The sequence below is a fragment of the Bradyrhizobium sp. Leo78 genome (assembly GCF_059512425.1).
The window spans coordinates 46,082-71,758 of the sequence record NZ_JCAMOT010000040.1 but is presented as its reverse complement, the minus strand read 5'-3'; the positions used below and the strand labels follow the sequence as shown (position 1 = coordinate 71,758).

The window sequence follows — 25,677 nt, the reverse complement described above, 5'->3', positions numbered from 1 at the left end:
GGTTCTGCAGCTCTTCACGCCCAAAGAATGCGCAAGCTACTTGGCAAACTCAGGATATGCACGAACCTAACTTCATCGCGATCTAGCGCATCCCAGCGCGCTTGACGGCGCACCTCCGTCTAGCCTGCCGTGCTTTGCGGCAGCGCCGCACAAGAAGCGGTTTCCCCTTGGCACGAAAACCCTTTATGGTGGCGCTTCGGGTCCGCGCAGCGAGAACTCGATAAATTCCATGATATCAAGGGCTTAAGGTAAAGGCTTGAGCCTTTGGAGGGCGGTTTGACGCGGTATGTTTCGACCCGGGGAGAGGCCCCGGTTCTTGGTTTCTGTGATGTGATGCTGACCGGGCTTGCCCGCGACGGTGGCCTGTACGTGCCCGAAAGCTGGCCGGTCCTGTCGCGCGAAACCATCGCCGGCTTCTTCGGACGGCCCTATTGGGAAGTCGCGGTCGACGTCATCAGGCCGTTCGCGGGCGGCGAGATTTCCGATCCCGATCTCGGTCGCATGGCGAACGAAGCCTACGCGACGTTCCGCCATCCCGCCGTCGTGCCGCTCGACCAGATCGGCCCGAATCAATTCCTGCTGGAGCTGTTCCACGGCCCGACGCTGGCGTTCAAGGACGTCGCGATGCAGTTGATCTCGCGGCTGATGGATCACGTGCTGGCGAAACGTTCACAGCGCACCACGATCGTGGTCGCGACATCAGGCGACACCGGCGGCGCCGCGGTCGAGGCCTTTGCCAATCTCGAAAATGTCGACCTTGTCGTGTTGTTCCCGCAAGGGCGCATCTCCGAGGTGCAGCGGCGGATGATGACGACGACCGGCGCCGCCAACATCCATGCGCTGGCGATTGAAGGCACCTTCGACGATTGCCAGGCGATCGTGAAGGGGCTGTTCAACCATCACGACTTCCGCGATGCGGTGTCGCTGTCAGGCGTGAACTCGATCAACTGGGCACGGGTCGTGGCGCAGGTGGTCTACTATTTCACCTCGGCGGTCGCGCTCGGCGCGCCGGAGCGGACGGTGGGCTTCACGGTGCCGACCGGGAATTTCGGCGACATCTTTGCGGGCTACGTCGCCAAGCGCATGGGCTTGCCGATCCGATCCTTGCGGATCGCGGCCAACGTCAACGACATCCTGCCGCGCACGCTGAAGACGGGCATCTACGAGGTCCGCGAGGTTCACGCCACGACCTCGCCGTCGATGGACATCCAGGTGTCCTCGAATTTCGAGCGGCTGTTGTTCGAGGCAAGCCGGCGCGACGCTGACAGTGTGCGGCGGCTGATGGATTCGCTGAAGCAGTCCGGCCGCTTCGTGTTGCCGGCTGCGATGTTAGCTGCGATCCGCGAGGAGTTCGACGCAGGCAAGGCGGATGAGACCGAGACAGCGGCCGCGATCCGTGCCGCCTGGCGCGAGGCCGGGGATCTGGTCGATCCCCACACCGCGGTGGCGCTGGCGGTTGCCGACCGCGATAGCGCCGATTCGAGGATTCCAAATATCGTGCTGTCGACCGCGCATGCGGCCAAGTTCCCCGATGCGGTCGAGGCCGCCTGCGGGGTGCGACCGCAATTGCCGGCCTGGCTCGACGGATTGATGACCAAACCCGAACACCTCAAGGTGATGAAAAGCGATCAAGCGGAAGTCGAAAAGTTCGTATTGTCGGTGAGCCGCGCCGCCAAGCAGGGAGTAACCGGATGAGCGTTGAGATCACCAAGCTGCCGTCCGGATTGACCGTGGTGACCGACACCATGCCGCATCTGGAGACGGCCGCGCTCGGCGTGTGGGCCGGCGTCGGCGGACGCGACGAGAAGCCGAACGAGCACGGGATCTCCCATTTGCTCGAACACATGGCGTTCAAGGGCACGACGCGCCGCTCCTCCCGCGAGATCGTCGAGGAGATCGAGGCCGTGGGCGGCGATCTCAACGCCGGCACCTCGACCGAGACGACGGCCTATTACGCGCGCGTGATGAAGGCGGACGTGCCGCTGGCGCTCGACGTGCTCGCCGACATCCTCGCCAATCCCTCTTTCGTGCCGGATGAGCTTGAGCGCGAGAAGAGCGTCATCGTGCAGGAGATCGGTGCGGCGCAGGATACGCCCGACGACGTCGTGTTCGAGCACCTGAACGAGCTCTGCTACCCCGACCAGCCGATGGGCCGCTCCCTGCTCGGCACCGCCAAGACGCTGAAGGGGTTCGACCGCGACATGCTGCGCAGCTACCTCGCAACGCATTACCGCGGGCCCGATATGGTGATCTCCGCTGCCGGCGCGGTGGACCACAAGCGGATCGTCGAAGAGGCAACGCAGAAGTTCGCAAATTTCGACACGGCGCGCGCGCCGAAGCCGCAGGCGGCGATGTTCGGCAAGGGCGGTTCCCGCGTCGTGCACCGCGACCTCGAACAGGCGCATCTGACGCTGGCGCTGGAAGGCGTGCCGCAGACCGACCTGTCGCTGTTCTCGCTGCAGGTGTTCACCAACACGCTCGGCGGCGGGATGTCGTCGCGGCTGTTCCAGGAGGTGCGGGAGAAGCGAGGACTGTGCTACTCGATCTACACCTTCCATGCCCCCTATAGCGACACCGGCTTCTTCGGCCTCTACACCGGCACCGACCCGTCGGATGCGCCGGAAATGATGGAGGTGATCGTGGACGTGATGAACGAGGCCGTGGAGACTCTGACCGAGGCCGAGATCGCGCGCGCCAAGGCGCAGATGAAGGCGGGGCTGCTGATGGCGCTGGAGAGCTGTTCCTCCCGCGCCGAGCAACTGGCACGCCATGTGCTAGCCTATGGCAGGCCGCTGACGGTGGACGAACTGGTCAGCCGGATCGATTCGGTGAGTGTCGAATCGACCCGCAATGCCGCCCGTGCGCTGCTCGCGCGCAGCCGGCCGGCGGTGGTGGCGCTCGGCAGCGGTAGAGGTCTGGACACCGCGGTGTCTTTTGCGGAAGGATTAACCCAGTCGAAGGCGAAGACGCTCCTGCACTAGGGCATGATCCGGAAAAGTGGTCTCCGGTTTTCCGAAGAGATCATGCCCAAACGGAAGGGCATGATCCGGAAAAGTGGTCTCCGGTTTTCCGAAAAGATCATGCCCTAAAAGATAGACCGGCAGCCCGCTAGCGGGCAGGGGAGTTCAAGGGCATGGCCCTGTTTCGTTTGCCATCCAGCGGACCGGCTGCACTGATGCCGCGCGGTCATGGCCTGCTGCTACGCGCGCCGCAAATGGCTGACTTTCCGCAATGGGCGCAGCTACGCGAATCGAGCCGCGCCTATCTCACGCCTTGGGAGCCGATCTGGCCGTCCGATGATTTGACCCGTTCCGGCTTCCGCCGCCGCCTGCGCCGCTACGCCGAGGATATCGCCGCCGACCGCTCCTATCCCTTCATCGTCTTCCGCGAAGTGGACGGCGTGATGGTCGGCGGCATCACGCTCGCCAATGTCCGCCGTGGCATCGTGCAGGCCGGCACCATCGGCTATTGGGTCGGCGAGCCCTATGCGCATCGCGGCTACATGACCACGGCGCTGCGGGTGCTGTTGCCTTCGCTGTTCGGCGAGCTCAATCTGCACCGGATCGAGGCCGCCTGTATCCCTTCCAACGCGCCCTCGATCCGCGTGCTGGAGAAATGCGGCTTCACCCGCGAGGGCCTGGCGCGGCGCTATCTCTGCATCAACGGCATCTGGCAGGATCACCTGCTGTTTGGCCTGTTGCATGAGGATTTCCGGGGCTAGCCCTCGGGTTCCTGGCGCCTCGGTCGCGCCTTTGTTAGCGCCTTGGGTTCGCCGCCATTGCGCTGCTATAACGCCGCGGGAAATGGGATGGCAGGGATTCTCATGGCAAGACATCGTGTGATCAGGGCCGCGATCGCCTCTGTGGTGGCGACTGCGCTTGGTTGCGGCACCCTGGCCGCGCCGGCGGCGGCACAGTCATTGACCGATCGCTTCAAGAGCCTGTTCGGCGGCGGCAAGTCCGAGGAGCAGCCGGCTGAGAAGCCGCCGGCGCCCGCCGGGGGCCAGAGCAGCGAATCGGACGTCCTCTGTCCGCCGGTGGCGATCCGCTCCGGCGCCTCGACTTACGCGGTGGGGGCGCCCGGCAAGGAACCGGTCGGCAGCGACCTCAGGTTCCAGGCGACGATCACCCGCACCGCCCGCGAATGCGCGCTCAATGGCGGCGACATCACGGCGCGGATCGGCATCCAGGGCCGGATCATCGTCGGTCCTGCCGGCGCCCCGCCGACCGTTCAGGTGCCGCTGCGCGTCGCCGTGGTGCAGGGCGGCGTCTCGGAAAAGACGATCGCGACCAAGGCCTATCAGACCACAGTGACGATGGGCGAAAGCGGCAGCGAGCCCTTTACGCTGGTGGCTGAGGATCTGACCTTTCCGGCGCCGTCAGCCGACGTTGCCGAGAACTACATCTTCTACATCGGCTTCGACCCGCAGGCCCTGAAGCCCGAGCCAAAGCCCAAAGCAGCGCGGAAGAAGTAGCGGAAGGTTGCGCGGCCAGCACGCGGAGCCCGTATACCCCGCGAAGGCGATGCATCCAGTACACGACAGCGTTCGTAGCTTGGTCGAGACGCGGCGGAGTACTGGATCGCCCGCCGGAGCCTGTCATCGGGCGGCGCTTTGCGCCGACCCGGTGGCGGGCGATGACGAGAGAGCGGCACAACAAACGAGCAAGACAACAAAAAAGCCGGCGCGATCATCTCGCGCCGGCTTTTTGATTTGCGTTGAAGCCGCTCAGTTCAGCTTGGAACGAACCTCGGCGATCCCCTTGGCGAGGAGGTCGTCGGCAATGGGGCCCTTGACCGACTGCGACAGGATGGTGGACGCCGCCGTCACCGCGGCATCCGCCGCAGCAGCACGGACATCCGCCAGAGCCTGGGCTTCGGCGAGCGCGATCTTGTTCTCGGCGGTCTTGGTCCGCCGCGCGACAAAATCTTCCATCTTCGTCTTGGTTTCAGCCGCGATGCGTTCGGCGTCCGCCTTGGCGCTCGCGACGATTTCCTCCGCCTCGCGCTCGGCAGTCGTGCGCTTGGCCTTGTATTCGGCGAGCAGCTTTGCGGCCTCTTCCTTCAGACGGCGAGCGTCATCGAGTTCGGCCTTGATGCGTTCGCTGCGGTTGTCCAGCGCCTTCAGCACCGTGCGATGGATGCCAAGATAGGCAAACACCACCATCAGGATGACGAAGGCGATCGCAACCCAGGTTTCCGGCTCGGTCAACATCAGGCTTGTCCCTTCAGCGAGGCGTCGACAGCGCTGTTCACCGCAGCGCCATCCGGCGCCGCGCCGGTCAGCCGCTGCACGATCGCGGTCGCCGCATCCGCCGCAATGCCGCGGACATTGCTCATCGCCGTCGCCCGTGTCGCCGCGATGGTTTTCTCGGCGTCGTGGAGCTTGGCCGTAAGCTTGTCCTCCAGCACCTTGCGTTCGGCTTCGGAGGCCGCGTTCAGCTTCTCGCGGGTCTCGTTGCTGATGGCCTGAGCGCGGGAGCGCGCGGCCGCCAGGTCGTTCTCATAGGCCTTCAGCGCAGCGGCGGACTCATCCTTGAGCTTCTGCGCGTCCGCCAAATCGCCCTCGATCATGTTCTGGCGCGCTTCGATCACGCCGCCGACACGCGGCAGCGCGAAACGCGACACGATAATGTAGAGCGCGACAAAGGCGATCGCCAGCGACACCAGTTGCGAGGCGAAGGTGGACGAATCGAACGGAGGGAAACCTCCGCCGTGGCCGCCATCGGCTTCGGTGTGGGCGCCGGCCTTCTGGCCTGATTTTTCGCCATGACTCTCAGCCATGGAGTTCTCCTGTAGCTGTCACGGACGCCGCCCGCAGGCGGCGCAAGAGTGTACCGCTCAGAGCGGAACGAACAGCAAGAGCAACGCGATCAGCAGCGAGAAGATGCCGAGCGCTTCGGTCACGGCGAAGCCGAAGATCAGGTTGCCGAACTGGCCCTGGGCGGCGGACGGATTGCGCACCGCGGCGGCAAGATAGTTGCCGAAGATGACGCCCACGCCGACGCCCGCACCGCCCATGCCGATGCACGCGATGCCCGCGCCGATAAGTTTAGCTGCTGCCGGTTCCATAGTTTGCTCCTTGGAGAGAAAGACAGATGTGGGTGGAAATTCCCCGGACCGCTCAGTGTCCCGGATGAATGGCGTCGTTGAGGTAGATGCAGGTCAGGATCGCAAACACATAGGCTTGCAGGAAAGCGACCAGCAATTCGAGGGCGGTCAATGCGACCGTGAGGGCGAGCGGCATCACGCCGCCGAGCCAACCGACGGCGCCGAGCGAGACGCCGAGCATCGCGACGAAACCCGCGAACACCTTCAGCGCGATATGGCCGGCCAGCATGTTGGCGAACAGACGCACGCTGTGCGAGACCGGCCGCAGGAAGAACGACAGGATCTCGATGAACATGACCAGCGGCAGGATGTAGATCGGCACGCCGGACGGCACGAAAATCTTGAAGAACTTCAGCCCGTTCTTGTAGACGCCGTAGATCAGGACGGTGAAGAACACCAGCAGCGCGAGCGCGGCGGTGACGATCAGGTGGCTCGAAATCGTGAACGTGTAGGGGATGATGCCCACGAGGTTCGAGACGCAGATGAACATGAACAACGAGAAGATCAGCGGGAAGAACTTCATGCCTTCCGCGCCGGCGGTGCTGCGGATGGTGCTGGCGACGAACTCGTAAGAGATTTCGGCGACCGACTGCAGGCGCCCCGGAACCAGTTGCCGGCCGCTCGCCAGCATCAGCACCGAGATCAACGCCACCGCCACGAACATGTAGAGCGTCGAATTGGTGAAGGCGATCGTGTGATTGCCGATATGGCCGATCGTGAAGAGGGGCTCGATATTGAACTGGTGGATCGGATCGATTTTCATCCGCGCGGCTCTTGGTCCCCCGGCTTATCCGCCGGCAATCGAATTACAGATGTCGTGACTTCCGCCAGAACTCAGCGCTTGCCTGAGGCCACGCCTGCAGACCTCACCACGTTGACCACGCCGGCCGTGAAGCCGAGCAGCAGGAACACGATGAGACCGAACGGCGATGTCGACAGTAGACGGTCGAATCCCCAGCCAATCGCCGCCCCGACGACAACGCCCGCGACCAATTCCGAGGAAAGGCGGAAGCCGAGCGCCATCGCCGAAGCTCTGGCGGCACCGTCTCCGCTTTCAGTTCCGGATTGATCAGTCCTGATTTTGCGGCTGTCGCGAATTTCGGACAACCGATGATCCAGACTTCCGAGCCTTGCGGAAAGCGCAGCTTCGTCGGACGACGACTGGTCGCGATTTCCACTTGCGTTGTCGTTTTTGTTTTCCGCCATGCGGCAGACACTAAACGATGCTGCGGTTGATGGAAATTGCGCCGCCACCCTCAAAAGCCGCGCGGACCATACTTACCGTGTCCGATCAAGTCAAGATTGCGTAACAACCAGTTAGCGCATTGATTCGATTGCACTTCTTTGGAGATATTCCAGATGTCTGCGACCTGTCATCGCAACGCAACAGCTGACATTCAGGCCGCGGCGGTCTTGCACCGGCCGGGACGCTCTGTTGGGATGGGCGCATCGTCGCACCAATCCCGCTCGGAGCCGCCATGTCGCGTCAGGTCGACTACTACTTCTCGTTTCAATCTCCCTGGGCCTATATCGGCGACCGGCCGTTCCGCGATCTCGTCACTGGCTTTGATCTCAAGGTGAACTACAAGCCGGTGGTGCTGGTCGACCTGTTCTCGGAGACCGGCGGCTTGCCGCTGCTCAAGCGCCATCCAGTGCGGCAACGTTATCGGATAGTGGAATTGCAGCGCTGGCGGGACCGGCGCGGATTGCAGTTTCATCTGAGGCCCGCGCACTGGCCGTTCAATGCCCGCCTTGCCGACGGCGCGGTTATCGCTGCGATTGAGCTGGGGCTCGATCCCGATGCTTTCCTGAAGCGCGGTTTTGTCGCGGTCTGGGAGGATCAGCTCGATCTCGCCGATCCCGCGACGGTGGCGCGCCTCGCCGACGAAGCGGGCCTGCCCGGCAGCAAGCTGGTGGAACGTTCCGCCTCGGAGGCGATCAGCGCCACCTATGAGCAGAACCGTCAGGATGCGATAACGGCCGATGTATTCGGCTCGCCCGCCTATGTGCTCGATGGCGAGGTGTTTTGGGGGCAGGACCGGTTGGATTTGCTCGCCGATGCATTGAAGTCGGGCAGGCCGCCCTATACGTCGGATATATAGGGGCGCGGCATTCTTTTCTGAGTCGGGAGCACGCCAATGCGCCACGCGACGTCTTCATCAAGAGTCCCCGCCGTCCTCGCGGTCGTAGTGTTGAGCCTGAGCGGCACAGCCTTTGCTCAATCCCGGCCGGATACCGAGAACGGCCGCTACGCGTTGTCGACCACCGCCGATGGCGTGCTGCGGCTCGACACGCGGACCGGCACGGTCTCAACCTGCAACAATAATTCGGGTACGGGCTGGGCCTGCTATGCCGTGCCCGACGAGCGCGCCGCGATGGACGCGGAAATCGGCCGGCTGCAGGCCGAGAACGAGACGCTCAAGGCCAAGCTCGCGCAGCGCGATCAGGCCGCTACCGGCAAGACCGACGAGGCGCTGCCGAAATCGGATTCGCTGAAGAAAAGCGAACCGAAGGTCGCCGAGGGCGGGCGCAGGATCGAAATCCCGTTGCCGAGCGATCAGGATATGGATCGCGTGATGTCCTTCCTCGAACGCGCCTGGCGCCGCCTGGTCGAGATGGCCAACCGTGTGCAGCGCGACACGTCGGGCAAGATTTAGTTCCTTTGTAGGATGGGTAGAGCGAAGCGAAACCCATCCTACGTACTCCTACGACGGCTTCGTTCATGACCTCACTCTCGCGCAGCGCTCCATCAACCGTCAGTGCCACCACCGTCGTGTCATCGCTACTGACCGTACCCACGTCGGGCGTCGGCTTCACCGATCTCACCTCGGAAGTCGCAAAATTCCTGCGCGAGGCGCGCGGGGCGGAGGGGCAAGTGACGCTGTTCATCCGCCACACCTCGGCATCGCTCACCATCCAGGAGAATGCCGATCCGACCGTGCTCGAGGATCTCCTCACTGTGCTGCGCCGCCTGGCGCCGGAGAATGGCGGATGGCGCCATGACACCGAAGGTCCTGACGACATGCCGGCGCATATCAAGACCATGCTGACGTCGACCTCACTCCAGATTCCGGTGCTGGATGGCGAACTCGCGCTCGGCACCTGGCAGGCGATCTACCTGATCGAGCATCGCGCCAGACCGCACCGGCGCGAGGTCGTGCTGCAGTTCATCGGCAGCATCAAGTAGAGGCGACGCGGTCTGGCTGGTTCACCTCTCCCGCTTGCGGGAGAGGTCGGCGCGTCAGCGCCGGGTGAGGGTTCTCTCCCCACCGGCAGTCCCAATGCGGAGGCACCCCCACCCCAGCCCTCCCCCGCAAGCGGGAGAGGGAGCGCAGCATCGATCGGGGATGCAATTCGATCCAAACAAAATCGGCCGCGGATCGCTCCGCGGCCGATCGAGCAGGCGCTGGAAAGTGCGCTTCGTCTCAGGTCTTGCTGATATCGACGTCCTTGGTCTCCGGCAGGAACAGGAAGCCGACCACCGCGGTGATCGCCGCGAAGATGATCGGATACCAGAGGCCGGCATAGATGTCGCCGGTGGAGGCCACGATCGCGAACGCGGTTGCGGGCAGCAGGCCGCCGAACCAACCGTTGCCGATGTGATAGGGCAGCGACATCGAGGTGTAGCGGATGCGCGTCGGGAACAGTTCGACCAGCATGGCGGCGATCGGGCCGTAGACCATGGTGACGAAGATCACCAGGATGAACAACAACCCGATCACGGCCGCGACCTGCGGACGGAAGATGTCGAACGGATTCGACATCTTCACGATGCCGGCGTCACCCGTCTTCGGATAGCCCGCCGCCTGGATCGCCGCCAGCACCGCCGGATTGGAAGTCTTGGCGTCGGCATAAGGCACTTCCTTGCCATTGACCACGACCTTGACGCCGGAGCCGGCCGGGCCTGGTGTCGTCGCGTACTTCACCGACGACTGCGCGAGGTAGGCACGGGCAGTGTCGCACGGCGCGGTGAAGACGCGGGTGCCGACTGGGTTGAACAGGTCGCCGCAGCCCGCGGGATCGGCCACCACTTCGACCTTGGTGGATTCGATCGCCTTCTCCAGCGCCGGGTTGGCGTTGGTGGTGATCATCTTGAAGATCGGGATGAAAGTCAGCGCTGCGATCGCGCAGCCGGCGAGGATGATCGGCTTGCGGCCGATCCTGTCGGACAGCCAGCCGAACACAATGAAGAAGCCGGTGCCGAGCAGGAGCGACCAGGCGATCAGAAGGTTCGAGGTGTAGCCGTCGACCTTCAGGATCGATTGCAGGAAGAACAGTGCGTAGAACTGGCCGGTGTACCAGACGACGCCCTGTCCCATCACGGCGCCGAACAAGGCGAGCAGCACGATCTTGGCATTGGACCAGTTGGCGAAGGCTTCCGTCAGCGGCGCCTTGGAGCTCTTGCCCTCGTCCTTCATGCGCTGGAACACCGGCGATTCGTTCAACCGCAGCCGGATCCAGACGGAGATGCCGAGCAGCAACACCGACACCAGGAACGGAATGCGCCAGCCCCATTCCGCAAAGGCCTGTTCGCCGGTCATTGTGCGCGTGAACAGGATCACCAGGAGCGACAGGAACAGGCCGAGCGTGGCGGTGGTCTGGATGAAGGAGGTGTAGTAGCCGCGCTTGCCCTGCGGGGAGTGCTCGGCGACATAGGTTGCTGCACCGCCATATTCGCCGCCGAGCGCAAGGCCCTGCAGCAGGCGCAACGCGATCAGGATGATCGGTGCGGCGATGCCGATGGTGGCGGCGTTGGGCAACAGGCCGACGATGAACGTCGACAGGCCCATGATCAGGATGGTCACGAGGAATGTGTATTTGCGGCCGACGATGTCACCGACGCGGCCGAACACGATGGCGCCGAACGGACGCACCAGGAAGCCGGCGGCGAAGGCCAGCAGGGCGAAGATGTCGCGGGTCGCCGGCGGATAGGCGGAGAAGAACTGCGCGCCGATGATGCTGGCCAGCGATCCGTACAGGTAGAAATCGTACCACTCGAAGACAGTGCCGAGCGAGGACGCAAGGATGACGAAACGTTCATCCTTCGTCATCCCGGCGCGGCGCGCCGAACTTGCAGTCATTGTGGACATCTGGATCATTCCCCCCAAATTATTGCTGCTAACTCGCCTGCCGCGTTCGGCCGGATGAGCTACGGGCTTGGAAAGAGGGTAACATCGCGGCAAAAGCCGCCCCAATACGACTTTCGGCTCTCTTCACGACCTTTCGTGCCGCGAGGAGCACACCGGCCGTGCGGTCTCCGATCCGGACTTCGGCCGGCGTGTTGCGACGCACAAGCGCGCATTAACTGCTTCGACAGACGGTAGAATTACGGCTTGCACGCAGCCTTCGCTCGGAGGACAAGGGAAAAAAGGGGGCGGCGACCCGCTCAAGAGATACCGATGACTGCTGCTGTCCAGACCCATCTTGTCATCGCCGATGACCATCCGCTGTTCCGCGATGCGCTGCGGCAGGCAGTTGCGAGCGTCGTCAGTTCGGCTGCCATTACCGAAGCAGGTTCGTTCGACGAGCTCACCGCCTTGCTCGAGAAGGACGCCGACGTTGACCTTATTCTGCTCGATCTGACCATGCCGGGGATCAGCGGCTTCTCCGGCCTGATCTATCTGCGCGCGCAATATCCGGCGATCCCGGTGGTGATCGTATCAGCCAGCGATGATGCCACCACGATCCGCCGCTCGCTCGACTTCGGCGCGTCCGGTTTCATTCCGAAGCGCTTCGGCGTCGATACGCTGCGCGATGCCATCATGAAGGTGATGGACGGCGACGTCTGGGTTCCCGCCGACACCGATCTGTCATCCGCCGGCGATCCCGAGATGGCGCGGCTGCGCGACCGGCTGGTGACGCTGACGCCGCAACAGGTGCGCGTCCTGATGATGCTGTCGGAGGGTTTGCTCAACAAGCAGATCGCCTACGAGCTCGGCGTTTCCGAGGCCACCATCAAGGCGCATGTATCAGCAATCCTGCAAAAGCTCGGCGTCGAAAGCCGCACCCAGGCCGTGATCGCCGCCGCCAAGATCGCCGGCGGCCAATGGCGCCAGGGCACGCCGCAGGTGTGATCAGCCACCGCTGAATTGAAGGGTGGGCAAAGCGAAGCGTGCCCACCACCACGGGCGGGATCCTTGATGGTGGGCACGCTTCGCTTTGACCACCCTACGCGTCTGCCCGGCGGCATCGATGGAGAGCCTGTTGGCCCAAAACATCTACGACGATCCTGTCTTTTTTGCCGGTTACACCACTTTGCCGCGGTCCGTCCGCGGGCTTGACGGCGCGCCAGAATGGCCGGCGGTCCGCGCGCAACTCCCCGATCTGGCCGGCAAGCGCGTCCTCGATCTCGGCTGCGGCTTCGGCTGGTTTGCGAGATGGGCCCGCGCGCAGGGAGCTGCACATGTGCTTGGGCTCGATCTCTCCGAGAACATGATCGGTCGCGCGAGGCTGAATACCCACGATGCCGGCATTGAGTACAGGATCGCCGATCTCGAACGGGTCGAGTTTCCGCCGTCCTCGGTCGACCTCGCCTATAGCTCGCTGGCCCTACACTACATCGAGGATTTCGAGAGGCTCGTGCGCAGCGTCTATCACGCGCTGCGGCCGGGCGGGCGTTTCGTCTTCACCATAGAGCATCCAATCTATATGGCTTCGAGAAAGCCGGGCTGGCGCACTGATCAGGAGGGGCGCAAGACGTGGCCAGTCGATGCATACGCGCTTGAGGGGCCACGCAAGACGAACTGGTTTGCGGATGGCGTGATCAAGTATCATCGCAGGATCGGAACGACACTGAATATGCTGATCGGCGTCGGATTTGAGATCCGGCACGTCGAGGAATTTGCTCCGACACCCGATCAGATTGCCGCAATGCGCGATCTTGCCGAGGAGCTGGAGCGGCCGATGATGTTGATCGTCGCAGCCCAGCGGTAGGCCCGCTGAGATCTACTCCGCCGCCACCATCTGCTGCGTGCGCCATTGCCCCAGCAGCGCCCGCAATGACGCCGGCTTCACCGGCTTGTTGAGCACCGCGATGTTCTCCTCGCGTGCGGCGGCGCGGACATTGGGGCTGCGGTCGGCGGTGATGAGGATCGCGGGCAGGCCCTCGCCGAAGCGGCGGCGGATGTCGCGGATCGCGGCGACGCCGTTGCCGCGGTCGAGATGATAGTCGACCAGGAGGCCGGTGACGCGCCCGCCCGCGGCCTCGATCGCGCCGATCGCGCTTTCGGGATCGGCGACCGCGATCACCTCGGCGCCCCAGGCCGTCAAGAGCGTCCTCATGCCATCGAGGATCGCCAGGTCGTTCTCGATGCAGACAATCAGTGCGCCTCTGATCGGGGTCTTGGCGAGCGGCGTTGCGCTGGTCACGGGCCCTGTATGATTGATCGCCTTCGCGATCGGCACGGTCACGGAGAACATCGAGCCGCCACCGGCATTGCCATCGAGCGCGATGCCGTGGTTGAGCACGCGCGCCAGCCGCTCGACGATCGACAGCCCCAATCCCAGGCCGCGCGCGATCCGCGCGCCCTGTTCGAGACGATGGAACTCCTTGAAGATCTCGCGGCGCTTGAGCACGGGAATGCCGACGCCGGTGTCGTAGACGCAGATCTTGAGCGACTGTCCGCGACGGCGGCAACCCACCAGCACGCGGCCGCGCGGCGTATATTTGATCGCATTGGAGATGAAGTTCTGCAATAGCCGCCTGAGCAGCGAACGGTCGGACTCGACTGCCAGCGAAGACGGCACGAAGGCCAGCTCCAGCCCCTTGGCGCGCGCGATCGGCGCAAACTCGATTTCCAGCGAGCGCATGAGATCGCCGATCTTGAAGCGGCTGATCGATGGCGTCATGGCGCCGGCATCGAGCCGCGAAATGTCGAGCAGCGCGCCGAGAATCTCCTCGATCGCTTCCAGGGAGTCGTCGATGTTCTCGACCAGGCGGGAATCCTCGCCGCCCTGCTGGCGCTCCACCATGCTCGTGACGTACAGCCGCGCCGCGTTCAAGGGCTGCAGGATGTCGTGACTGGCGGCGGCGAGAAATCGCGTCTTGGAAATATTGGCATCTTCGGCGGCGCTCTTGGCCAGCGCCAACTCGGAATTGAGGCGGGTGAGTTCCTCGGTGCGGTCGCGCACGCGCTTTTCCAACGTCGCATTGGCGCGCTCCAGCGCCTCGGCCGCCTCGAAGCTCGGCGTCACGTCGGAGAAGGTGATGACGAAGCCGGCGCCGGGCATCCGGTTGGTGCGGACCTCGATCACCATGTGGCGGTCGGGCAGCCGCTCCAGGTAAGGCTCGCCCTCGGTGGTGTAGGCGGCGAGCCGCTTCTCCAGCATGATCTGCGCGTCGCCCGAGCCTGACGGATTGACCGCGCCCATGAACTCGAGGATTTCCGACAAGGGGATGCCGAGTTGAACCAGATGCGCCGGCAGTGCCAGGATCTCGGCGAATTGCCGGTTCGAGCAGATCAGTTGCAGATTGGCGTCGAACACCGCGATGCCCTGGCGCACATGGTTGAGCGCGGTTTGCAGGATCTCGCGGTTGAAATGCAGCGCCGCATGGGAATCGTCGAGCAGCTTGAGCGCGGCCTTCGCCGAAACCGTGCGCTTGCGGAGCAGCAGCGACATCACGAGCCGCGAGGAGGCGGCGCCGATCGAGGATGCGATCAGGCGCTCGGCATGCTGCAGCAATTCGAGGCCGGCGGGCGCCGATGCGTTGAGCGCGCCGCCACGCTCGGCCGCAAACGCCTCGAACGCGTGGCCGGCGCGCTCGGGCCCGAGATATTGCGCCACCGTGCTCTGGATGTCCTGCACCGTCACCGTGCTGCGCCAGCGCCGGAAACTCGGTGCGATCGGCGTGAAGGTGTGGGGCACGAACAGGTCGGCCTGCAGCCGTTCGATCGAGGTCGGCTCGCGCGCCAGCGAGAACACGAGGTAGGTGAAGATGTTCAGCGACAGGCTCCACAGCACACCATGCAGCAGCGGCGGCAGGTCGGTGCCGAGCAGCGCCTGTGGCCGCAGCGCCTCGATGCCGAAGGGGCCGTGCTGCAGCAGCATCAGCCCCGTGGTGCTGCTCTCCAGGAAGCTCGGCAGGAACAGCGTGTAGATCCACACGGCAAAGCCGACCACCATGCCGGCCATAGCACCGCGCGCGGTCGCCCGCCGCCACAACAGCCCACCGAAGAAGGCGGGCGCAAGCTGGGTGATCGCCGCGAACGACAACAGTCCGATCGCGGCGAGCTGAGTGTTGCCGAGCGCGCGATAATAGAAATAGGCCATCACCATGATGCCGAAGATCGCAAAGCGGCGCACGCTCAGCAGGAAGTCGCTGAAATCCTTCTGCCCGGCGAGCGCTTCGCGGCTTCGCTGCAGCACCATCGGCAGCACGATGTCGTTGGAGACCATGATCGACAGCGCCACGCATTCCACGATCACCATCGCGGTGCCCGCCGACAGCCCGCCGATGAAGACGGCGACGCTGAGCAGCGATGCGTTGGCCTCCATCGGCAGCGCCAGCACATACATGTCGCTGTCGACGGCGCCGAACGGAAAGGTCACGAGCCCCGCGATCGCGATCGGGATCACAAACAGGTTGATCGCGACGAGATAAAGCGGGAACAGCCAGCGCGCGCGCCCGACCTCCTCCTGGCCTGAATTCTCGACCACGCTGACATGGAACTGGCGCGGCAAAAGCATGATCGCGCAGAACGACAATAGCGTCATGGTCAGGAAATTGCCGACCGACGGCACATATTCGATCGCCCGCACCGCTTCCGGCGTCTTCATCGCGCGCTCGATCAGTTCGGTCGGTGAGAACATCCAGAAGGTGACGAAGATGCCCGCGGCGAGGAACGCCACCAGCTTGACGATGGATTCGGTCGCGACCGCCAGCATCAGGCCGTGCTGGTGTTCGGTGGCATCAGCCTGCCGGGTGCCGAACAGCACCGCGAATACGGCCATCGCGAGCATCACCACCAGCGCGATGTCGCCGAGGATGGGGACCGAGGAAAACGCCCTGTCCTCGGTCAGGATCGTTTCCAGCGAGGAGGCGATCGCCTTGAGCTGGAGCGCGATATAGGGCACCGAGCCGATGATCGCGATCAGCGCCACGGTGCCGGCCACCGCCTGGCTCTTGCCGTAGCGCGCGGCGATGAAGTCGGCGATCGACGTGATGTTCTGCGACTTGGCAAGCCCGATCACGCGGCGGAGCAGCGGCGTACACAAGCCGATCATGAGGACCGGCCCGACATAGATCGCCAGGAAGTCGACGCTGGTGCGGGTCGCAAATCCGACCGAGCCGAAGAAGGTCCAGGAGGTGCAGTAGATCGCGAGCGACAGCGGGTAGATCACCATGCCCGCGCGACCGCGCTTCGTCGGCAGCGAACGATCGCCGCGGCTGGCGACAAAGAACAGGAACCCGATATAGCCGAACGCGGCGGCGATGACGCCCCAGTCGTGCAGCATCGCTGCTGATCTCCCTTCCCGGCCTCAGAGCGGGCCGTGACGGGGGAGTATAGCGGGATCAGGCGGATGGCGCACCGTGCGCCGCCGTTCCGATCCCGGATGTCGCGTCGTTAGGGTTATTCTGCCGCCATCGACCGCTTGCGGAGCGGCAGCCCAAGCCGCTCCCAGACCTGCAGCAGCGCCTCGGCGAGGCCGTCCATCAGGCCGTCGTCGTGGTAGGGCGACGGGGTGATCCGCAGGCGCTCGGTGCCCTTGGGGACGGTCGGGTAGTTGATTGGCTGGATATAGATGCCGTGCTCCTCGAGCAGGATGTCGGTCGCGCGCTTGCACTTTTCGGGGTCGCCGACGAAAAGCGGCACGATATGGGTGTCGCTCGACATCACGGGCAGGCCGGCCGCGTTCAGGATCGCCTTGAGGCGGGCGGCGCGTTCCTGGTGGCGCTCGCGCTCCCAATTCGAGGTCTTGAGGTGGCGGATCGCCGCGGTCGCGGCCGAGCAGATCGCCGGCGGCAGTGCGGTCGTGAAGATGAAACCGGGCGCATAGGAACGCACGGCATCGATGATCTCGGCTTTGGCGGCGATATAGCCGCCGAGGCAGCCGAACGCCTTCGCCAGCGTGCCTTCGAGCACATCGATACGGTGCATGACGCCGTCGCGCTCGGCGATGCCGCCGCCACGCGGCCCGTACATGCCGACCGCATGGACCTCATCGACATAGGTCATGGCGCCATAGCGCTCGGCGAGGTCGCAGATCTGCTCGAGTGGCGCGACGTCACCGTCCATTGAATAGAGGCTTTCGCAGGCGATCAGCTTCGGCCGGTCGGGACCGGCCTCGCGCAACAGCTCTTCCAGGTGCGCGAGGTCGCTGTGGCGGAAAACTTTCCGCTCGCAGCCGCCCTGGCGGATGCCTTCGATCATCGAATTGTGATTCAGCGCGTCCGACAGGATCAGGCAATTCGGGATCAGCTTTGCGATCGTCGCGATGCCGGTCTGGTTCGAGACATAGCCGGAGGTGAACAGGAGCGCGGCTTCCTTGCCGTGGAGGTCGGCGAGTTCGGCTTCGAGCTGCACCAGGGGATGATGGGTGCCGGCGATATTGCGGGTGCCGCCGGCGCCGGTGCCGACGCGGGTCGCGGTCTCGACCATGGCGCCGACGACCTTGGGATGCTGGCCCATGCCGAGATAGTCGTTGGAGCACCAGATCACGACATTGCGCTGGCCCTTCGGCGAGTGCCAGATCGCGTGCGGGAAGCGGCCCGCAATCCGCTCGAGGTCGGCAAATACGCGGTAGCGCCGCTCGTCATGGAGGCGGTTGAGGGCGGCGCTGAAAAACTGGCTGTAATCCATCGGCAAACCTGGAGCAGGACCCGGCCGGGGCGGCCAACTCTTCTTAGAGCTTTTCAATCTCTAATGTCTATCCGCTATCCCACGTTGGGGCATGCGCCAGACATTGGACAGATTGTCCATGGAAGCGCGGCAAATATTGATGTGGATCAACGACCTAGACCTGTCGCCGGAATCCGCGCCGATAGCTCCTCGGGCCGCCTCGTTGCGCGATCGCACGATGCCCGTAATTGTCCGGATCAGCCGAACCGGAGTGTATAGCGTCAGGTGGTGCGGAAACGCAGCACGCCGTCGATTGCCTCGGCCGTCAGCCGGCCCTCGACCAGCATGTAGTTGACGTGGGCGATCAGTTCGCCGGCGGCGAATCCCATCTGGTGCGCGTCCAGCACGTGCTTGTGGAATACGACCGGCACCAGCTCCTTGGAGGTCTTGGCGGTCTCCCGGCAGGCCTCGGCGATCAGCCCGCAGCGCTCCTCGTGATGATCGGCGAGCTGCTTGATCCGTGTCTTCAGGCCGTAGAACGGCACGCCATGGCCGGGCAGCACCAGCGCGTCGTAGGGCAGCGTGGTGGTCAGGCTCGCCAGCGAGGCCAGATATTCGCCGAGCGAATTCTGTTCCGGCTCGACGGCCCAGACACTGACATTGGGCGAGATCTTGCTCAACACCTGGTCGGCGGAGAGGAACAGCTTGTCGGCGGCGCAATACAGCATCACCTGGTCGAGCGCATGTCCACCGCCGGTGATGACCTTGAAGCGCCGCGTGCCGATCACGACCTCGTCGCCATGGGTCAGCCGGCGATAGGACGCCGGCAGCACCGAGACCCGCTTCAGATAATCCTGGCCGCGGCCGAGCAGCTTGTCGGTCAGATCCTCGTCCATGCCGTGACGGCGGAAGAACAGACGTTGCGCGGTCAATCGCTCGGCGGTGCCGCGGTTCTGATGATAGACCGACTGCAGGTATTCGACCTGTGACATGTATAGCGGGCAGCCGAACCGCTCGATGATCCATCCGGCGAGCCCGACATGATCGGGATGCGAATGGGTCACGATCAGGCGCGTGATGGTCATGCCCTTGAGTGGGCCTTCGAACAGCGTGGTCCAGGCTGCGATCGATTCCTCGTTGCCGAAGCCGGAATCGATCATGGTCCAGCCGTCGCCATCGGCGAGCAGATAGATGTTCACGTGGTTGAGGCGGAACGGCAGTTTCAGCCGCGCCCAGAGCACGCCCGGCATCACTTCCACGACCTGGTCCGGGCCGGGGTGATTTTCGAGGGGGTATCGCAGTGCCTCAGCCGAGGACTGCACGCTGTCTGTTTTCGAATGCATCGTCTATCGGCTTAGCGGTACCGGCCGCCCGGCGCTAGCTCAAAAAAGCAGATGCCGGTTCGGATAATGGGCATGGATTGGCCGTGGGAACGTCATTCCGGGGCGATGCGTAAGCATCGAACCCGGAATCCATTTCTCCAGCAGGATTTGTCGCCCGATGGATTCCGGGTTCGCCTCTTCGAGGCGCCCCGGAATGACGGTGTTTCTACGCCGCGCGGATATTCGACAGGAACGCGTCGATTTCGGCGCGCAGCACCTCGGCCTCCCGGCGCAGTTCGCTGGAAGCGCTCAGCACGTCGCCGGCGGCCGTGCCGGCTTCCGCCGAAGCGCTGCTGACGCCGACGATATTGCTCGAGACTTCGCTGGTGCCGCCGGCTGCGTGCTGGATGTTGCGGGCGATCTCGCGCGTCGCCGCGCCCTGTTCCTCGACCGCGGCGGCGATCGCGGTGGTGACGTCATTGATCTCGCCGATCGTCGTGCTGATATTGCGGATCGCGGAAACCGCCGTCGTCGTCACTTCCTGCATGCTGACGATCTGCTGGCGGATCTCGTCGGTCGCTTTCGCGGTCTGGTTGGCAAGGCTCTTCACCTCGGAGGCGACCACGGCAAAGCCGCGGCCGGCTTCGCCGGCGCGTGCCGCCTCGATGGTGGCGTTGAGCGCGAGCAGGTTGGTCTGCGAGGCGATGGTCTGGATCAGGTCGACCACCACGCTGATGCGGCCGGCTTTCTCGGCGAGACCCTGCATGGTGACGTCGGTCTGGCCGGCTTCGTCCACCGCTTTGCGCGCGATCTCGGCCGAGGTCACGACCTGCCGCCCGATCTCGGCGATCGAGGAAGAGAGCTCCTCGGTGCCCGCGGATACCGTCTGCACGTTGACTGAGGTTTCCTCCGCTGCGGAAGCGACCGTGTTTGCCAGCGCGCTGGACTGGTCGGCGGTCGCCGACATGCTCTGCGCCGTGGACTGCATCGAATTGGCCGCGTTCTGCAGGCTGTCGAGCGCGCTGCGGACGGTGGACTCGAATTCGACGATATGGGCTTCCATGCGCGAAGCACGCTCCGCCTTGGCGATGCGGTCCTTGTCCTGCTCGGCCGAGAGCGCGCGGCCTTCGATCATGCTTTCGCGGAACACCTTCAGCGCGCCAGCCATCGCGGCGATCTCGTCGTCCTGGCGGCTCTGAGGGATCTCGGTGTCGAGATCGCCGGCCGACAGCCGCTGCATCGAGTCCTGCAGGCCCTTGAGCCGCTTGAGAATGCTGCGGCCGACATAGAGCCAGACGAACAGGATCGAGCCGATCAGGGTGCCGATGCCGAGCGCGAGCATCACCATGGTCGCAAACGAAATCTCCCGTTGCGCCTGGCTGGTGGACGCGTCGGTCGCCTTCCGCACGCCGTCGACGAGCTGCTGCACGCTGATGCCGAGGCCGATATTGAGCTTGCGGGTCTCCTCCAGGATGGTCTCGCCGAAATCGGTGGCGTCCAATTCCTTCTGGCGGACCTTGAACACGCCGGTCTTGCCCTGGCCGAGCGTCTGCAGCTTTGTGGCGGCGTCGGCTAGCGTCTTTGTGCTCGAATTCTTAGGCAGCATCTCCAGATTGGAAATCGTCTGCGAGAGCACCCGCTTGAAATCCTTCTCGATCGCTTCCAGCGTGTCGCTGTTGGTCGCCGACAGCGCTGCGGCCATGTTGGAGGCCAACAGGTTGCCGCTGGCGATCACATCGCCGAGCTGCTCTACGACGCGTGCGGCGCTGCTCGCGTCGTCGGACGACGGCTCGGCCGCGCCGAGGATGGCATGGAGCTGGCTCTGCGCGTCCATCATCGCCGGCGCCGAGGCCGCGACGAACTCGGCCTGCGCCTTGCGCAGCGTTTCATACAGCTTGTCGTGCAACGCCGCCGTCTCGAGCCGCTCGCGCGCGGCCGAGCCGAGGCTCTCGATCACGTCGTCGATGTTCTTGACCGTCTCGGTCAACGCCTTCCCGATCGCCTTGTCGGCACCGAGCTTGATGATCTCGTCGAGCTTCTGCAGCGCCTGCGTCTGCGTTTCCTTCATCTTGGCAGAGCGCTCGTTCAGCGCCTCCTCGGTGCGGGCGGCGAGCAGCGCTGGACCCTGGCTTGCGAGGCTCGCGCTTTGTGCCGACAATTGCAGGCTCGCAGCGAGCCGCGGGATGTCGCGGCCGGAAAGGTCGCCCATGGTCTTGCCGAGCTGTTCGAACACCATGGCGGCGCCCGCGCTGATCACGATCGCCATGGCGGCGATGACGGCGAATGCCGCAAACAGGCTGCCCCTGACGCTCCATCGCGGGCGCCGGATGCCTTTAAGTTTCATTTTACCGAAGCGGAATCGTAACGCCATTTGCCTGCCCCGCAGTCACTGTCCTTGAGCTTGAATCCTCGCGCGGCAGTATCGCGATGGCGGGTTAACAAAATCGGGAACCAGAATGCGCGGCGGTGCAATTTTTGCGCGCATGGCGGCGTTGAAGTAGCTTTCTACCGCACGCCGGAATTGATCGCGCGGTGCTTGCCGGACGCCAGTACCTACAACCTCTCGAGAATCAAAAAGGCCGGCGAGATGCCGGCCTTTTGTCTCTTGTTCAGATTCTTGGATCGCGGTCAGTAGCCGGTTGCCACCGGCCCGCCGAAATTGCCGAAATTGAAGCGGTAGTTGATGCCGGCCTTCACGGTGTGCTCGTCATTGTGGAAGCTGCCGAACGGCACCAGCGGGGCCGGCGCAACGAAGCGGCTGTCGCCGAAATCGTAGAATTGATACTCGGCCTTGGCCGACCAGTTTGGCGCGAACATGTATTCGATGCCGCCGCCGACGGTAAAGCCGTTGCGGTGCCTGTCGCTCAGCGCGAATCCGACCGGGATGCCGCCGAACCTCAGCGTCTCGTTGTTGTCGGAATAGGCATAGCCGCCCTTCGCGTAGACCAGGCCCGGGCCCCAGGTCCAGCCGACGCGGCCGGTGATCGAGCCGATCCCGCGCTGGTCGTTATTGTAGACGAAGCCGCCGGGGAACGCCGCGCTGACCTGATCGCCTCCGAGCCAGGAATACTGACCTTCGACGCCGACCAGGAAGTTCGGATGGAATTGCCAGTCGCCGCCCACCTGGACGCCGCCGAGGAAGCGGGTTTTGTGGTCGCTGAGCGCGAAGCCGTTAAAGGTGTCGCTGCTGGTGAAGGCGCCGCCGATATGGCCGCCGACATAGAAGCCGGTCCAGTTGTAAATCGGCGCGGCGTAAACCGGCGCCGGGGCTTTGCTGTAATAGGGGCGGGCGCCGAGGTCGGCGCCGAATGCCGGCGCGGCTGCGGCGAACGCCGTGAGGGCAACGGTTGCGAGCAGGATCTTCTTCATTTCTAGTCCTCGGAGATTCAAAATGAGACGCTGCGCGCAGCGCCCCCTGGCGCGAATAAAGACCGCATTTGAATAAAATGATGTCAGCGGGGGGCGATCGCGGTCGATAATCCAACATATTGGCTGGTAATTGTTTTTTGTGCTTAACGGCAGCTTAAGGAAGGGTGAAGGAAGGCTTAACCTGCACCTCGCGCGCAGCCTTTGCGGAAATCTTTCCTAACGAGGCAAGACTTGCTTAACCAAGCCTGCGCCTGATGTCCTCGCGCATCTGTTCGCGGAACTGAGCTTTGCGCGCCGGCCGTTCCTTCTCCGGGACGTCATGGCGGTCGAACACGTTGAACTTCTCGAGGATCGGATAGTGCTCGCTGGCCATCGCCAGCACGCGCAGGAGATCGGCGACTTGCGCGCTCGGTCCCGTCACCTCCCAGCGGCGGACGGTGTTGGCGCCCTCGGGCCCTTTCAGTCCGCAGAGCTTCGCCATCTCGGCCACCGTGAGTGGCCGGCCAATGGCCTCGCCGAGATGCTCGCGAAGCTTTTTCAGCTCTGGGCCGGTCATCGATACCTCATTGGGACCGGAACATGATCCGGAAAAGTGGGCGCCAGCTTTCGAAGCGTCTGCGGGAATATCATGCTCACACAAAAGATAGAGCGGAATGACGGTTCATCACGCTTTAGTGGCGCTGCATTCGGATGGTTTGTGAACCAGATCACATAGCTCATCGCGGAAGCAAGTTATACCGCTGGCCGACTCCTGATGAGGAGGAAATCATGCGCAGCTTGATTGAAAGCCTGACACCCGACGCTGGCCAAATCGACTGGAGATGGATCGGCGCCATGTTTGCGTTTTATGTGGCGGTGGTGGTGATTGCGGCCGGTCTGCTGATGACCCATCGATCCACGAAAGGCTCGGCCTACGAAATCTCGCTGGCGGCGGTCGCTTGCGTGTCTTGCGCGCTTGCCGCCGATTGATCGACTGGATCATGATCCGGCCATACGGATATCGGTTCGTGACCTCGTTTTCTATTTGAACGTGATATTTTTCGAAAAACTACTTTTCCGGATCACGGCTAAGCTTCCGAATGATGCTCGATCACATCGGGCGGCGTGGCCACCATCAATAATCGCGCCGGTCCAAGCCCGGCATTGCGGCCCATATGCGGTCGGTCGCCGAACAGATGGACGCAATCGCCCTGGTCGAGCACGAAGCGTTCCTCGCCGATCTGAAATTCGATCCTGCCCTCGAGCACGTAGAGGATTTCCTCGCCCTCGTGGGACAGCAGCTTGATGTCGAGGTCCGAGGTGACCGGAAAATCAAGCACGAAGGCGCTGAGCTTGGGGTCTGCGAGGTCGCCCGAGAGCCAGTGATAGTCATAGCCGTTGGCGGAGTGCGGCGGAGAGGTCTCGCGCTGGCGCCGGCGCGAGATCGTATAGTATTTGGGCGCCTGGACGTCGCCGGAATCCTCGAACAGGTCACGGAGCGGCATGTTCAGCCGGGTCGCGATCAGGATCACATTGGCGATCGACATCGCCGCCTCGCCGCGCTCCACCCGCGAGAGATAGGCCGCCGAGAGGCCGGTATCGTTGCCGAGCGCCTGCAGCGTGAGCTTCCGATCCGTGCGCGCTTTGCGAATTCGCGCTCCAAGTTGCCGGGCGATCAGCCGCGCCTGATCCATGGCCCCTCCCGAAAGCTATCGTGATGGCTTACCGGGACCTGCTCTAGAGGTGATTTGCATCGGGCGCAAGATCAGCGGCAAAAATGGCGCAAGCTCCGGCTTGCGCCATATCATAATGTGCAAATCACTTCTTGATCAGCGGGCACGCGCTCGCTTCCAAAGGCGGAAACACCTTGTCAGCGGGCAAGCTGGTTAGGATCTTGTAGTAGTCCCACGGCTCCTTAGACTCCTGGGGCTGCTTCACCTGCATCAGGTACATGTCGTGCATTAGCAGCCCGTCCTCGCGGACCCTGCCATTGTGGGTGAAGATGTCATTCACCGGCAGCTCCTTCATCTTCGCCATCACCGCGGTTGCTTCATCGGTACCGGTCGCTTCGATTGCGCGAAGATAATGGCGCACCGCCGAATAGACGCCGGCCTGCGTCATCGTCGGCATGGCTTTGTGCAGCTTGAAGAACTTTTCGGACCAGGCGCGGGTTTCCGGATTGCGGTCCCAGTAGAAGGCCGAGACGAAGCGCAGGCCTTGGGTGCTGGCGAGGCCCATTGCGTGGATGTCGGTGATGAAGACGATCGGCGCCACGAAGGTCTTGCTCTTGTTGATGCCGAATTCCGCCGCCTGCTTGATTGCGTTGGCCATGTCGGCGCCAGCGCTTGCCAGCGCCACCACCTTGGCCTTCGAGGATTGCGCTTGCAGCAGATAAGAGCTGAGGTCGGCGGTGTTGAGCGGGTGGCGCACTTCGCCTTCGACGGTGCCGCCGCCTTCGGTCACCGCCTTGCGGATATCGTTGGCGAACGCATGGCCGAATGCGTAGTCGACCGTCAGCAGAAACCAGCTCTTGTCGCCGGCGTCGGTCATCGTCCTGGCGAGGCTGTAGCCGTTGGAATAGCTGGTGTAGACCCATTGCGCCGAGGTGGCGGTGCAGGCCTTGCCGGTGAAGTCGGAAGAGGCCGCCATGATGATGGCGATCTTGTCCTTGTCCTTCGCCAGGGCCTGCACGGCAAAACCCACCGACGAGTTCGAGAAATCGGCGACCATGTCGACACCATCCCGGTCGAACCATTCGCGCGCCTTTGCCGCGCCGATGTCGGCCTTGTTCTGATGATCGGCGGAGACGAGCTCGATCTTCTTGCCGAGGACCGTACCGCCGAATTCCTCGATCGCCATTTTCGCCGCAACCACCGAGCCCGGACCGGCCAGATCCGCATAGAGCCCGGACTGGTCGTTCATGATGCCGATCTTGACGAAGCCGTCCGAGATCACCGGTTCGGCGGCCCGGCCCTGCTGCATGGCCAGGACCAAGCCGATCGGCACGGCTGCAAGGCTGAGGAATTTCATCAGTGACGGCATCTTGCTTCTCCTTTGGTTTCGCTCGGGGGGGCGGCGCGCGCTGAAATCTTGCAGTCAGTTTTGCATAACATGCACTT

General features: G+C 63.6%; 24 protein-coding genes. 10 read left to right on the top strand and 14 right to left on the bottom strand.

The genetic code is table 11. The features are described from left to right. Positions 1–276: 276 nt before the first annotated feature. The 4 genes from thrC to AC5ZG1_RS34910 all read left to right on the top strand — a co-directional run bounded on the left by thrC (position 277) and on the right by AC5ZG1_RS34910 (position 4,474). Positions 277–1,695 carry a threonine synthase gene (gene thrC, locus AC5ZG1_RS34925; RefSeq protein ID WP_496135559.1) on the top strand — a complete coding sequence of 473 codons (1,419 nt, stop codon included), beginning with the start codon at positions 277–279 and terminating at the stop codon, positions 1,693–1,695. Continuing rightward, a complete protein-coding gene (locus AC5ZG1_RS34920; protein WP_496135558.1) occupies positions 1,692–2,981 on the top strand; it encodes a M16 family metallopeptidase in 1,290 nt (429 codons plus the stop codon). Before thrC ends, AC5ZG1_RS34920 begins: the two co-directional genes overlap by 4 nt. Before the next feature lie 152 nt (positions 2,982–3,133). After that, on the top strand, positions 3,134–3,721 hold the full coding sequence (locus tag AC5ZG1_RS34915) for a GNAT family N-acetyltransferase (RefSeq protein WP_496135557.1): 588 nt from the start codon (positions 3,134–3,136) through the stop codon (positions 3,719–3,721). Between the two features lie 102 nt (positions 3,722–3,823). Further along, positions 3,824–4,474, top strand: a complete 651-nt coding sequence (locus AC5ZG1_RS34910) for a hypothetical protein (protein WP_496135556.1) — start codon at positions 3,824–3,826, stop codon at positions 4,472–4,474. A gap of 252 nt (positions 4,475–4,726) precedes the next feature. Here the strand turns inward: AC5ZG1_RS34910 and AC5ZG1_RS34905 are convergent, their stop codons facing one another. The 5 genes from AC5ZG1_RS34905 to AC5ZG1_RS34885 form a co-directional block, all read right to left on the bottom strand. Continuing rightward, entirely contained in the window at positions 4,727–5,212 is a 486-nt protein-coding gene (locus AC5ZG1_RS34905; RefSeq protein WP_028164391.1) for a F0F1 ATP synthase subunit B family protein, read from the bottom strand. Further along, the gene (locus tag AC5ZG1_RS34900; RefSeq protein ID WP_130227298.1) at positions 5,212–5,781 is read right to left on the bottom strand and encodes a F0F1 ATP synthase subunit B family protein; all 570 of its coding nucleotides are present in this window, start codon (positions 5,779–5,781) and stop codon (positions 5,212–5,214) included. The genes AC5ZG1_RS34905 and AC5ZG1_RS34900 overlap by 1 nt, the downstream gene beginning before the upstream one ends. Positions 5,782–5,838: 57 nt before the next feature. Continuing rightward, positions 5,839–6,069: a F0F1 ATP synthase subunit C gene (locus AC5ZG1_RS34895; RefSeq protein ID WP_027537362.1), complete on the bottom strand. Its 231-nt coding sequence runs from the start codon at positions 6,067–6,069 to the stop codon at positions 5,839–5,841. Positions 6,070–6,121: 52 nt separating this feature from the next. After that, positions 6,122–6,871: a F0F1 ATP synthase subunit A gene (locus AC5ZG1_RS34890; RefSeq protein WP_028164393.1), complete on the bottom strand. Its 750-nt coding sequence runs from the start codon at positions 6,869–6,871 to the stop codon at positions 6,122–6,124. Positions 6,872–6,942: 71 nt separating this feature from the next. Then, on the bottom strand, positions 6,943–7,314 hold the full coding sequence (locus tag AC5ZG1_RS34885) for an AtpZ/AtpI family protein (protein WP_027581444.1): 372 nt from the start codon (positions 7,312–7,314) through the stop codon (positions 6,943–6,945). A gap of 272 nt (positions 7,315–7,586) precedes the next feature. On the opposite strand from AC5ZG1_RS34885, the gene AC5ZG1_RS34880 reads away from it, so the two are divergent. The 3 genes from AC5ZG1_RS34880 to AC5ZG1_RS34870 all read left to right on the top strand — a co-directional run bounded on the left by AC5ZG1_RS34880 (position 7,587) and on the right by AC5ZG1_RS34870 (position 9,295). Next, positions 7,587–8,210 (top strand): 2-hydroxychromene-2-carboxylate isomerase, encoded by a 624-nt coding sequence (locus AC5ZG1_RS34880; protein WP_496135555.1) that lies wholly within the window; start codon positions 7,587–7,589, stop codon positions 8,208–8,210. A gap of 36 nt (positions 8,211–8,246) precedes the next feature. Beyond that, positions 8,247–8,765 carry a hypothetical protein gene (locus AC5ZG1_RS34875; RefSeq protein WP_496135554.1) on the top strand — a complete coding sequence of 173 codons (519 nt, stop codon included), beginning with the start codon at positions 8,247–8,249 and terminating at the stop codon, positions 8,763–8,765. 65 nt (positions 8,766–8,830) lie between these two features. Next, entirely contained in the window at positions 8,831–9,295 is a 465-nt protein-coding gene (locus tag AC5ZG1_RS34870) for a secondary thiamine-phosphate synthase enzyme YjbQ (protein ID WP_496135553.1), read from the top strand. Between the two features lie 238 nt (positions 9,296–9,533). On the opposite strand, the gene AC5ZG1_RS34865 is transcribed toward AC5ZG1_RS34870, so the two are convergent. Beyond that, on the bottom strand, positions 9,534–11,159 hold the full coding sequence (locus tag AC5ZG1_RS34865; RefSeq protein WP_456641008.1) for an MFS transporter: 1,626 nt from the start codon (positions 11,157–11,159) through the stop codon (positions 9,534–9,536). A 348-nt stretch (positions 11,160–11,507) separates the two neighbouring features. Here AC5ZG1_RS34865 and AC5ZG1_RS34860 point away from each other — a divergent pair, with 348 nt between their 5' ends. Together AC5ZG1_RS34860 and AC5ZG1_RS34855 are read left to right on the top strand one after the other, a co-directional pair. Continuing rightward, the gene (locus AC5ZG1_RS34860; protein ID WP_028164398.1) at positions 11,508–12,182 is read left to right on the top strand and encodes a response regulator; all 675 of its coding nucleotides are present in this window, start codon (positions 11,508–11,510) and stop codon (positions 12,180–12,182) included. A 130-nt stretch (positions 12,183–12,312) separates the two neighbouring features. Further along, entirely contained in the window at positions 12,313–13,041 is a 729-nt protein-coding gene (locus tag AC5ZG1_RS34855) for a class I SAM-dependent methyltransferase (protein WP_456640740.1), read from the top strand. A gap of 12 nt (positions 13,042–13,053) precedes the next feature. Here the strand turns inward: AC5ZG1_RS34855 and AC5ZG1_RS34850 are convergent, their stop codons facing one another. From AC5ZG1_RS34850 to AC5ZG1_RS34825, 6 genes are all read right to left on the bottom strand, one after another. Next, positions 13,054–16,563 (bottom strand): PAS domain-containing hybrid sensor histidine kinase/response regulator, encoded by a 3,510-nt coding sequence (locus AC5ZG1_RS34850; protein ID WP_496135552.1) that lies wholly within the window; start codon positions 16,561–16,563, stop codon positions 13,054–13,056. Between the two features lie 116 nt (positions 16,564–16,679). After that, a complete protein-coding gene (hemA, locus tag AC5ZG1_RS34845; protein ID WP_456640741.1) occupies positions 16,680–17,909 on the bottom strand; it encodes a 5-aminolevulinate synthase in 1,230 nt (409 codons plus the stop codon). A 260-nt stretch (positions 17,910–18,169) separates the two neighbouring features. After that, the gene (locus AC5ZG1_RS34840; protein WP_130230471.1) at positions 18,170–19,231 is read right to left on the bottom strand and encodes an MBL fold metallo-hydrolase; all 1,062 of its coding nucleotides are present in this window, start codon (positions 19,229–19,231) and stop codon (positions 18,170–18,172) included. A 205-nt stretch (positions 19,232–19,436) separates the two neighbouring features. Then, positions 19,437–21,581, bottom strand: a complete 2,145-nt coding sequence (locus AC5ZG1_RS34835) for a methyl-accepting chemotaxis protein (protein WP_456640742.1) — start codon at positions 21,579–21,581, stop codon at positions 19,437–19,439. 257 nt (positions 21,582–21,838) lie between these two features. Next, positions 21,839–22,579, bottom strand: a complete 741-nt coding sequence (locus AC5ZG1_RS34830) for an outer membrane protein (protein WP_028164404.1) — start codon at positions 22,577–22,579, stop codon at positions 21,839–21,841. Between the two features lie 235 nt (positions 22,580–22,814). Continuing rightward, positions 22,815–23,135, bottom strand: coding sequence for a helix-turn-helix domain-containing protein (locus AC5ZG1_RS34825; protein WP_130227609.1), 321 nt, complete (start codon positions 23,133–23,135; stop codon positions 22,815–22,817). 212 nt (positions 23,136–23,347) lie between these two features. Here AC5ZG1_RS34825 and AC5ZG1_RS34820 point away from each other — a divergent pair, with 212 nt between their 5' ends. Continuing rightward, positions 23,348–23,548, top strand: a complete 201-nt coding sequence (locus AC5ZG1_RS34820; RefSeq protein ID WP_496135551.1) for a hypothetical protein — start codon at positions 23,348–23,350, stop codon at positions 23,546–23,548. Between the two features lie 98 nt (positions 23,549–23,646). Here the strand turns inward: AC5ZG1_RS34820 and AC5ZG1_RS34815 are convergent, their stop codons facing one another. After that, on the bottom strand, positions 23,647–24,252 hold the full coding sequence (locus AC5ZG1_RS34815) for a helix-turn-helix domain-containing protein (protein WP_130227607.1): 606 nt from the start codon (positions 24,250–24,252) through the stop codon (positions 23,647–23,649). 124 nt (positions 24,253–24,376) lie between these two features. Further along, positions 24,377–25,600 carry an ABC transporter substrate-binding protein gene (locus AC5ZG1_RS34810; RefSeq protein ID WP_456640744.1) on the bottom strand — a complete coding sequence of 408 codons (1,224 nt, stop codon included), beginning with the start codon at positions 25,598–25,600 and terminating at the stop codon, positions 24,377–24,379. Between the last annotated feature and the right edge of the window lie 77 nt (positions 25,601–25,677).

Bases quoted from the DNA above. Each gene is read 5' to 3' on its own strand.
- AC5ZG1_RS34905 (WP_028164391.1), bottom strand. From the start codon at position 5,212: ATGTTGACCGAGCCGGAAACCTGGGTTGCGATCGCCTTCGTCATCCTG.
- AC5ZG1_RS34860 (WP_028164398.1), top strand. From the start codon at position 11,508: ATGACTGCTGCTGTCCAGACCCATCTTGTCATCGCCGATGACCATCCG.
- AC5ZG1_RS34885 (WP_027581444.1), bottom strand. From the start codon at position 7,314: ATGGCGGAAAACAAAAACGACAACGCAAGTGGAAATCGCGACCAGTCG.
- AC5ZG1_RS34915 (WP_496135557.1), top strand. From the start codon at position 3,134: ATGGCCCTGTTTCGTTTGCCATCCAGCGGACCGGCTGCACTGATGCCG.
- AC5ZG1_RS34865 (WP_456641008.1), bottom strand. From the start codon at position 11,159: ATGACGAAGGATGAACGTTTCGTCATCCTTGCGTCCTCGCTCGGCACT.
- AC5ZG1_RS34910 (WP_496135556.1), top strand. From the start codon at position 3,824: ATGGCAAGACATCGTGTGATCAGGGCCGCGATCGCCTCTGTGGTGGCG.
- AC5ZG1_RS34810 (WP_456640744.1), bottom strand. From the start codon at position 25,600: ATGCCGTCACTGATGAAATTCCTCAGCCTTGCAGCCGTGCCGATCGGC.
- hemA (WP_456640741.1), bottom strand. From the start codon at position 17,909: ATGGATTACAGCCAGTTTTTCAGCGCCGCCCTCAACCGCCTCCATGAC.
- AC5ZG1_RS34900 (WP_130227298.1), bottom strand. From the start codon at position 5,781: ATGGCTGAGAGTCATGGCGAAAAATCAGGCCAGAAGGCCGGCGCCCAC.
- AC5ZG1_RS34920 (WP_496135558.1), top strand. From the start codon at position 1,692: ATGAGCGTTGAGATCACCAAGCTGCCGTCCGGATTGACCGTGGTGACC.
- AC5ZG1_RS34870 (WP_496135553.1), top strand. From the start codon at position 8,831: ATGACCTCACTCTCGCGCAGCGCTCCATCAACCGTCAGTGCCACCACC.
- AC5ZG1_RS34830 (WP_028164404.1), bottom strand. From the start codon at position 22,579: ATGAAGAAGATCCTGCTCGCAACCGTTGCCCTCACGGCGTTCGCCGCA.
- AC5ZG1_RS34840 (WP_130230471.1), bottom strand. From the start codon at position 19,231: ATGCATTCGAAAACAGACAGCGTGCAGTCCTCGGCTGAGGCACTGCGA.
- AC5ZG1_RS34850 (WP_496135552.1), bottom strand. From the start codon at position 16,563: ATGCTGCACGACTGGGGCGTCATCGCCGCCGCGTTCGGCTATATCGGG.
- AC5ZG1_RS34880 (WP_496135555.1), top strand. From the start codon at position 7,587: ATGTCGCGTCAGGTCGACTACTACTTCTCGTTTCAATCTCCCTGGGCC.
- AC5ZG1_RS34815 (WP_130227607.1), bottom strand. From the start codon at position 24,252: ATGGATCAGGCGCGGCTGATCGCCCGGCAACTTGGAGCGCGAATTCGC.
- AC5ZG1_RS34890 (WP_028164393.1), bottom strand. From the start codon at position 6,871: ATGAAAATCGATCCGATCCACCAGTTCAATATCGAGCCCCTCTTCACG.
- AC5ZG1_RS34895 (WP_027537362.1), bottom strand. From the start codon at position 6,069: ATGGAACCGGCAGCAGCTAAACTTATCGGCGCGGGCATCGCGTGCATC.
- AC5ZG1_RS34875 (WP_496135554.1), top strand. From the start codon at position 8,247: ATGCGCCACGCGACGTCTTCATCAAGAGTCCCCGCCGTCCTCGCGGTC.
- AC5ZG1_RS34820 (WP_496135551.1), top strand. From the start codon at position 23,348: ATGCGCAGCTTGATTGAAAGCCTGACACCCGACGCTGGCCAAATCGAC.
- AC5ZG1_RS34825 (WP_130227609.1), bottom strand. From the start codon at position 23,135: ATGACCGGCCCAGAGCTGAAAAAGCTTCGCGAGCATCTCGGCGAGGCC.
- AC5ZG1_RS34835 (WP_456640742.1), bottom strand. From the start codon at position 21,581: ATGGCGTTACGATTCCGCTTCGGTAAAATGAAACTTAAAGGCATCCGG.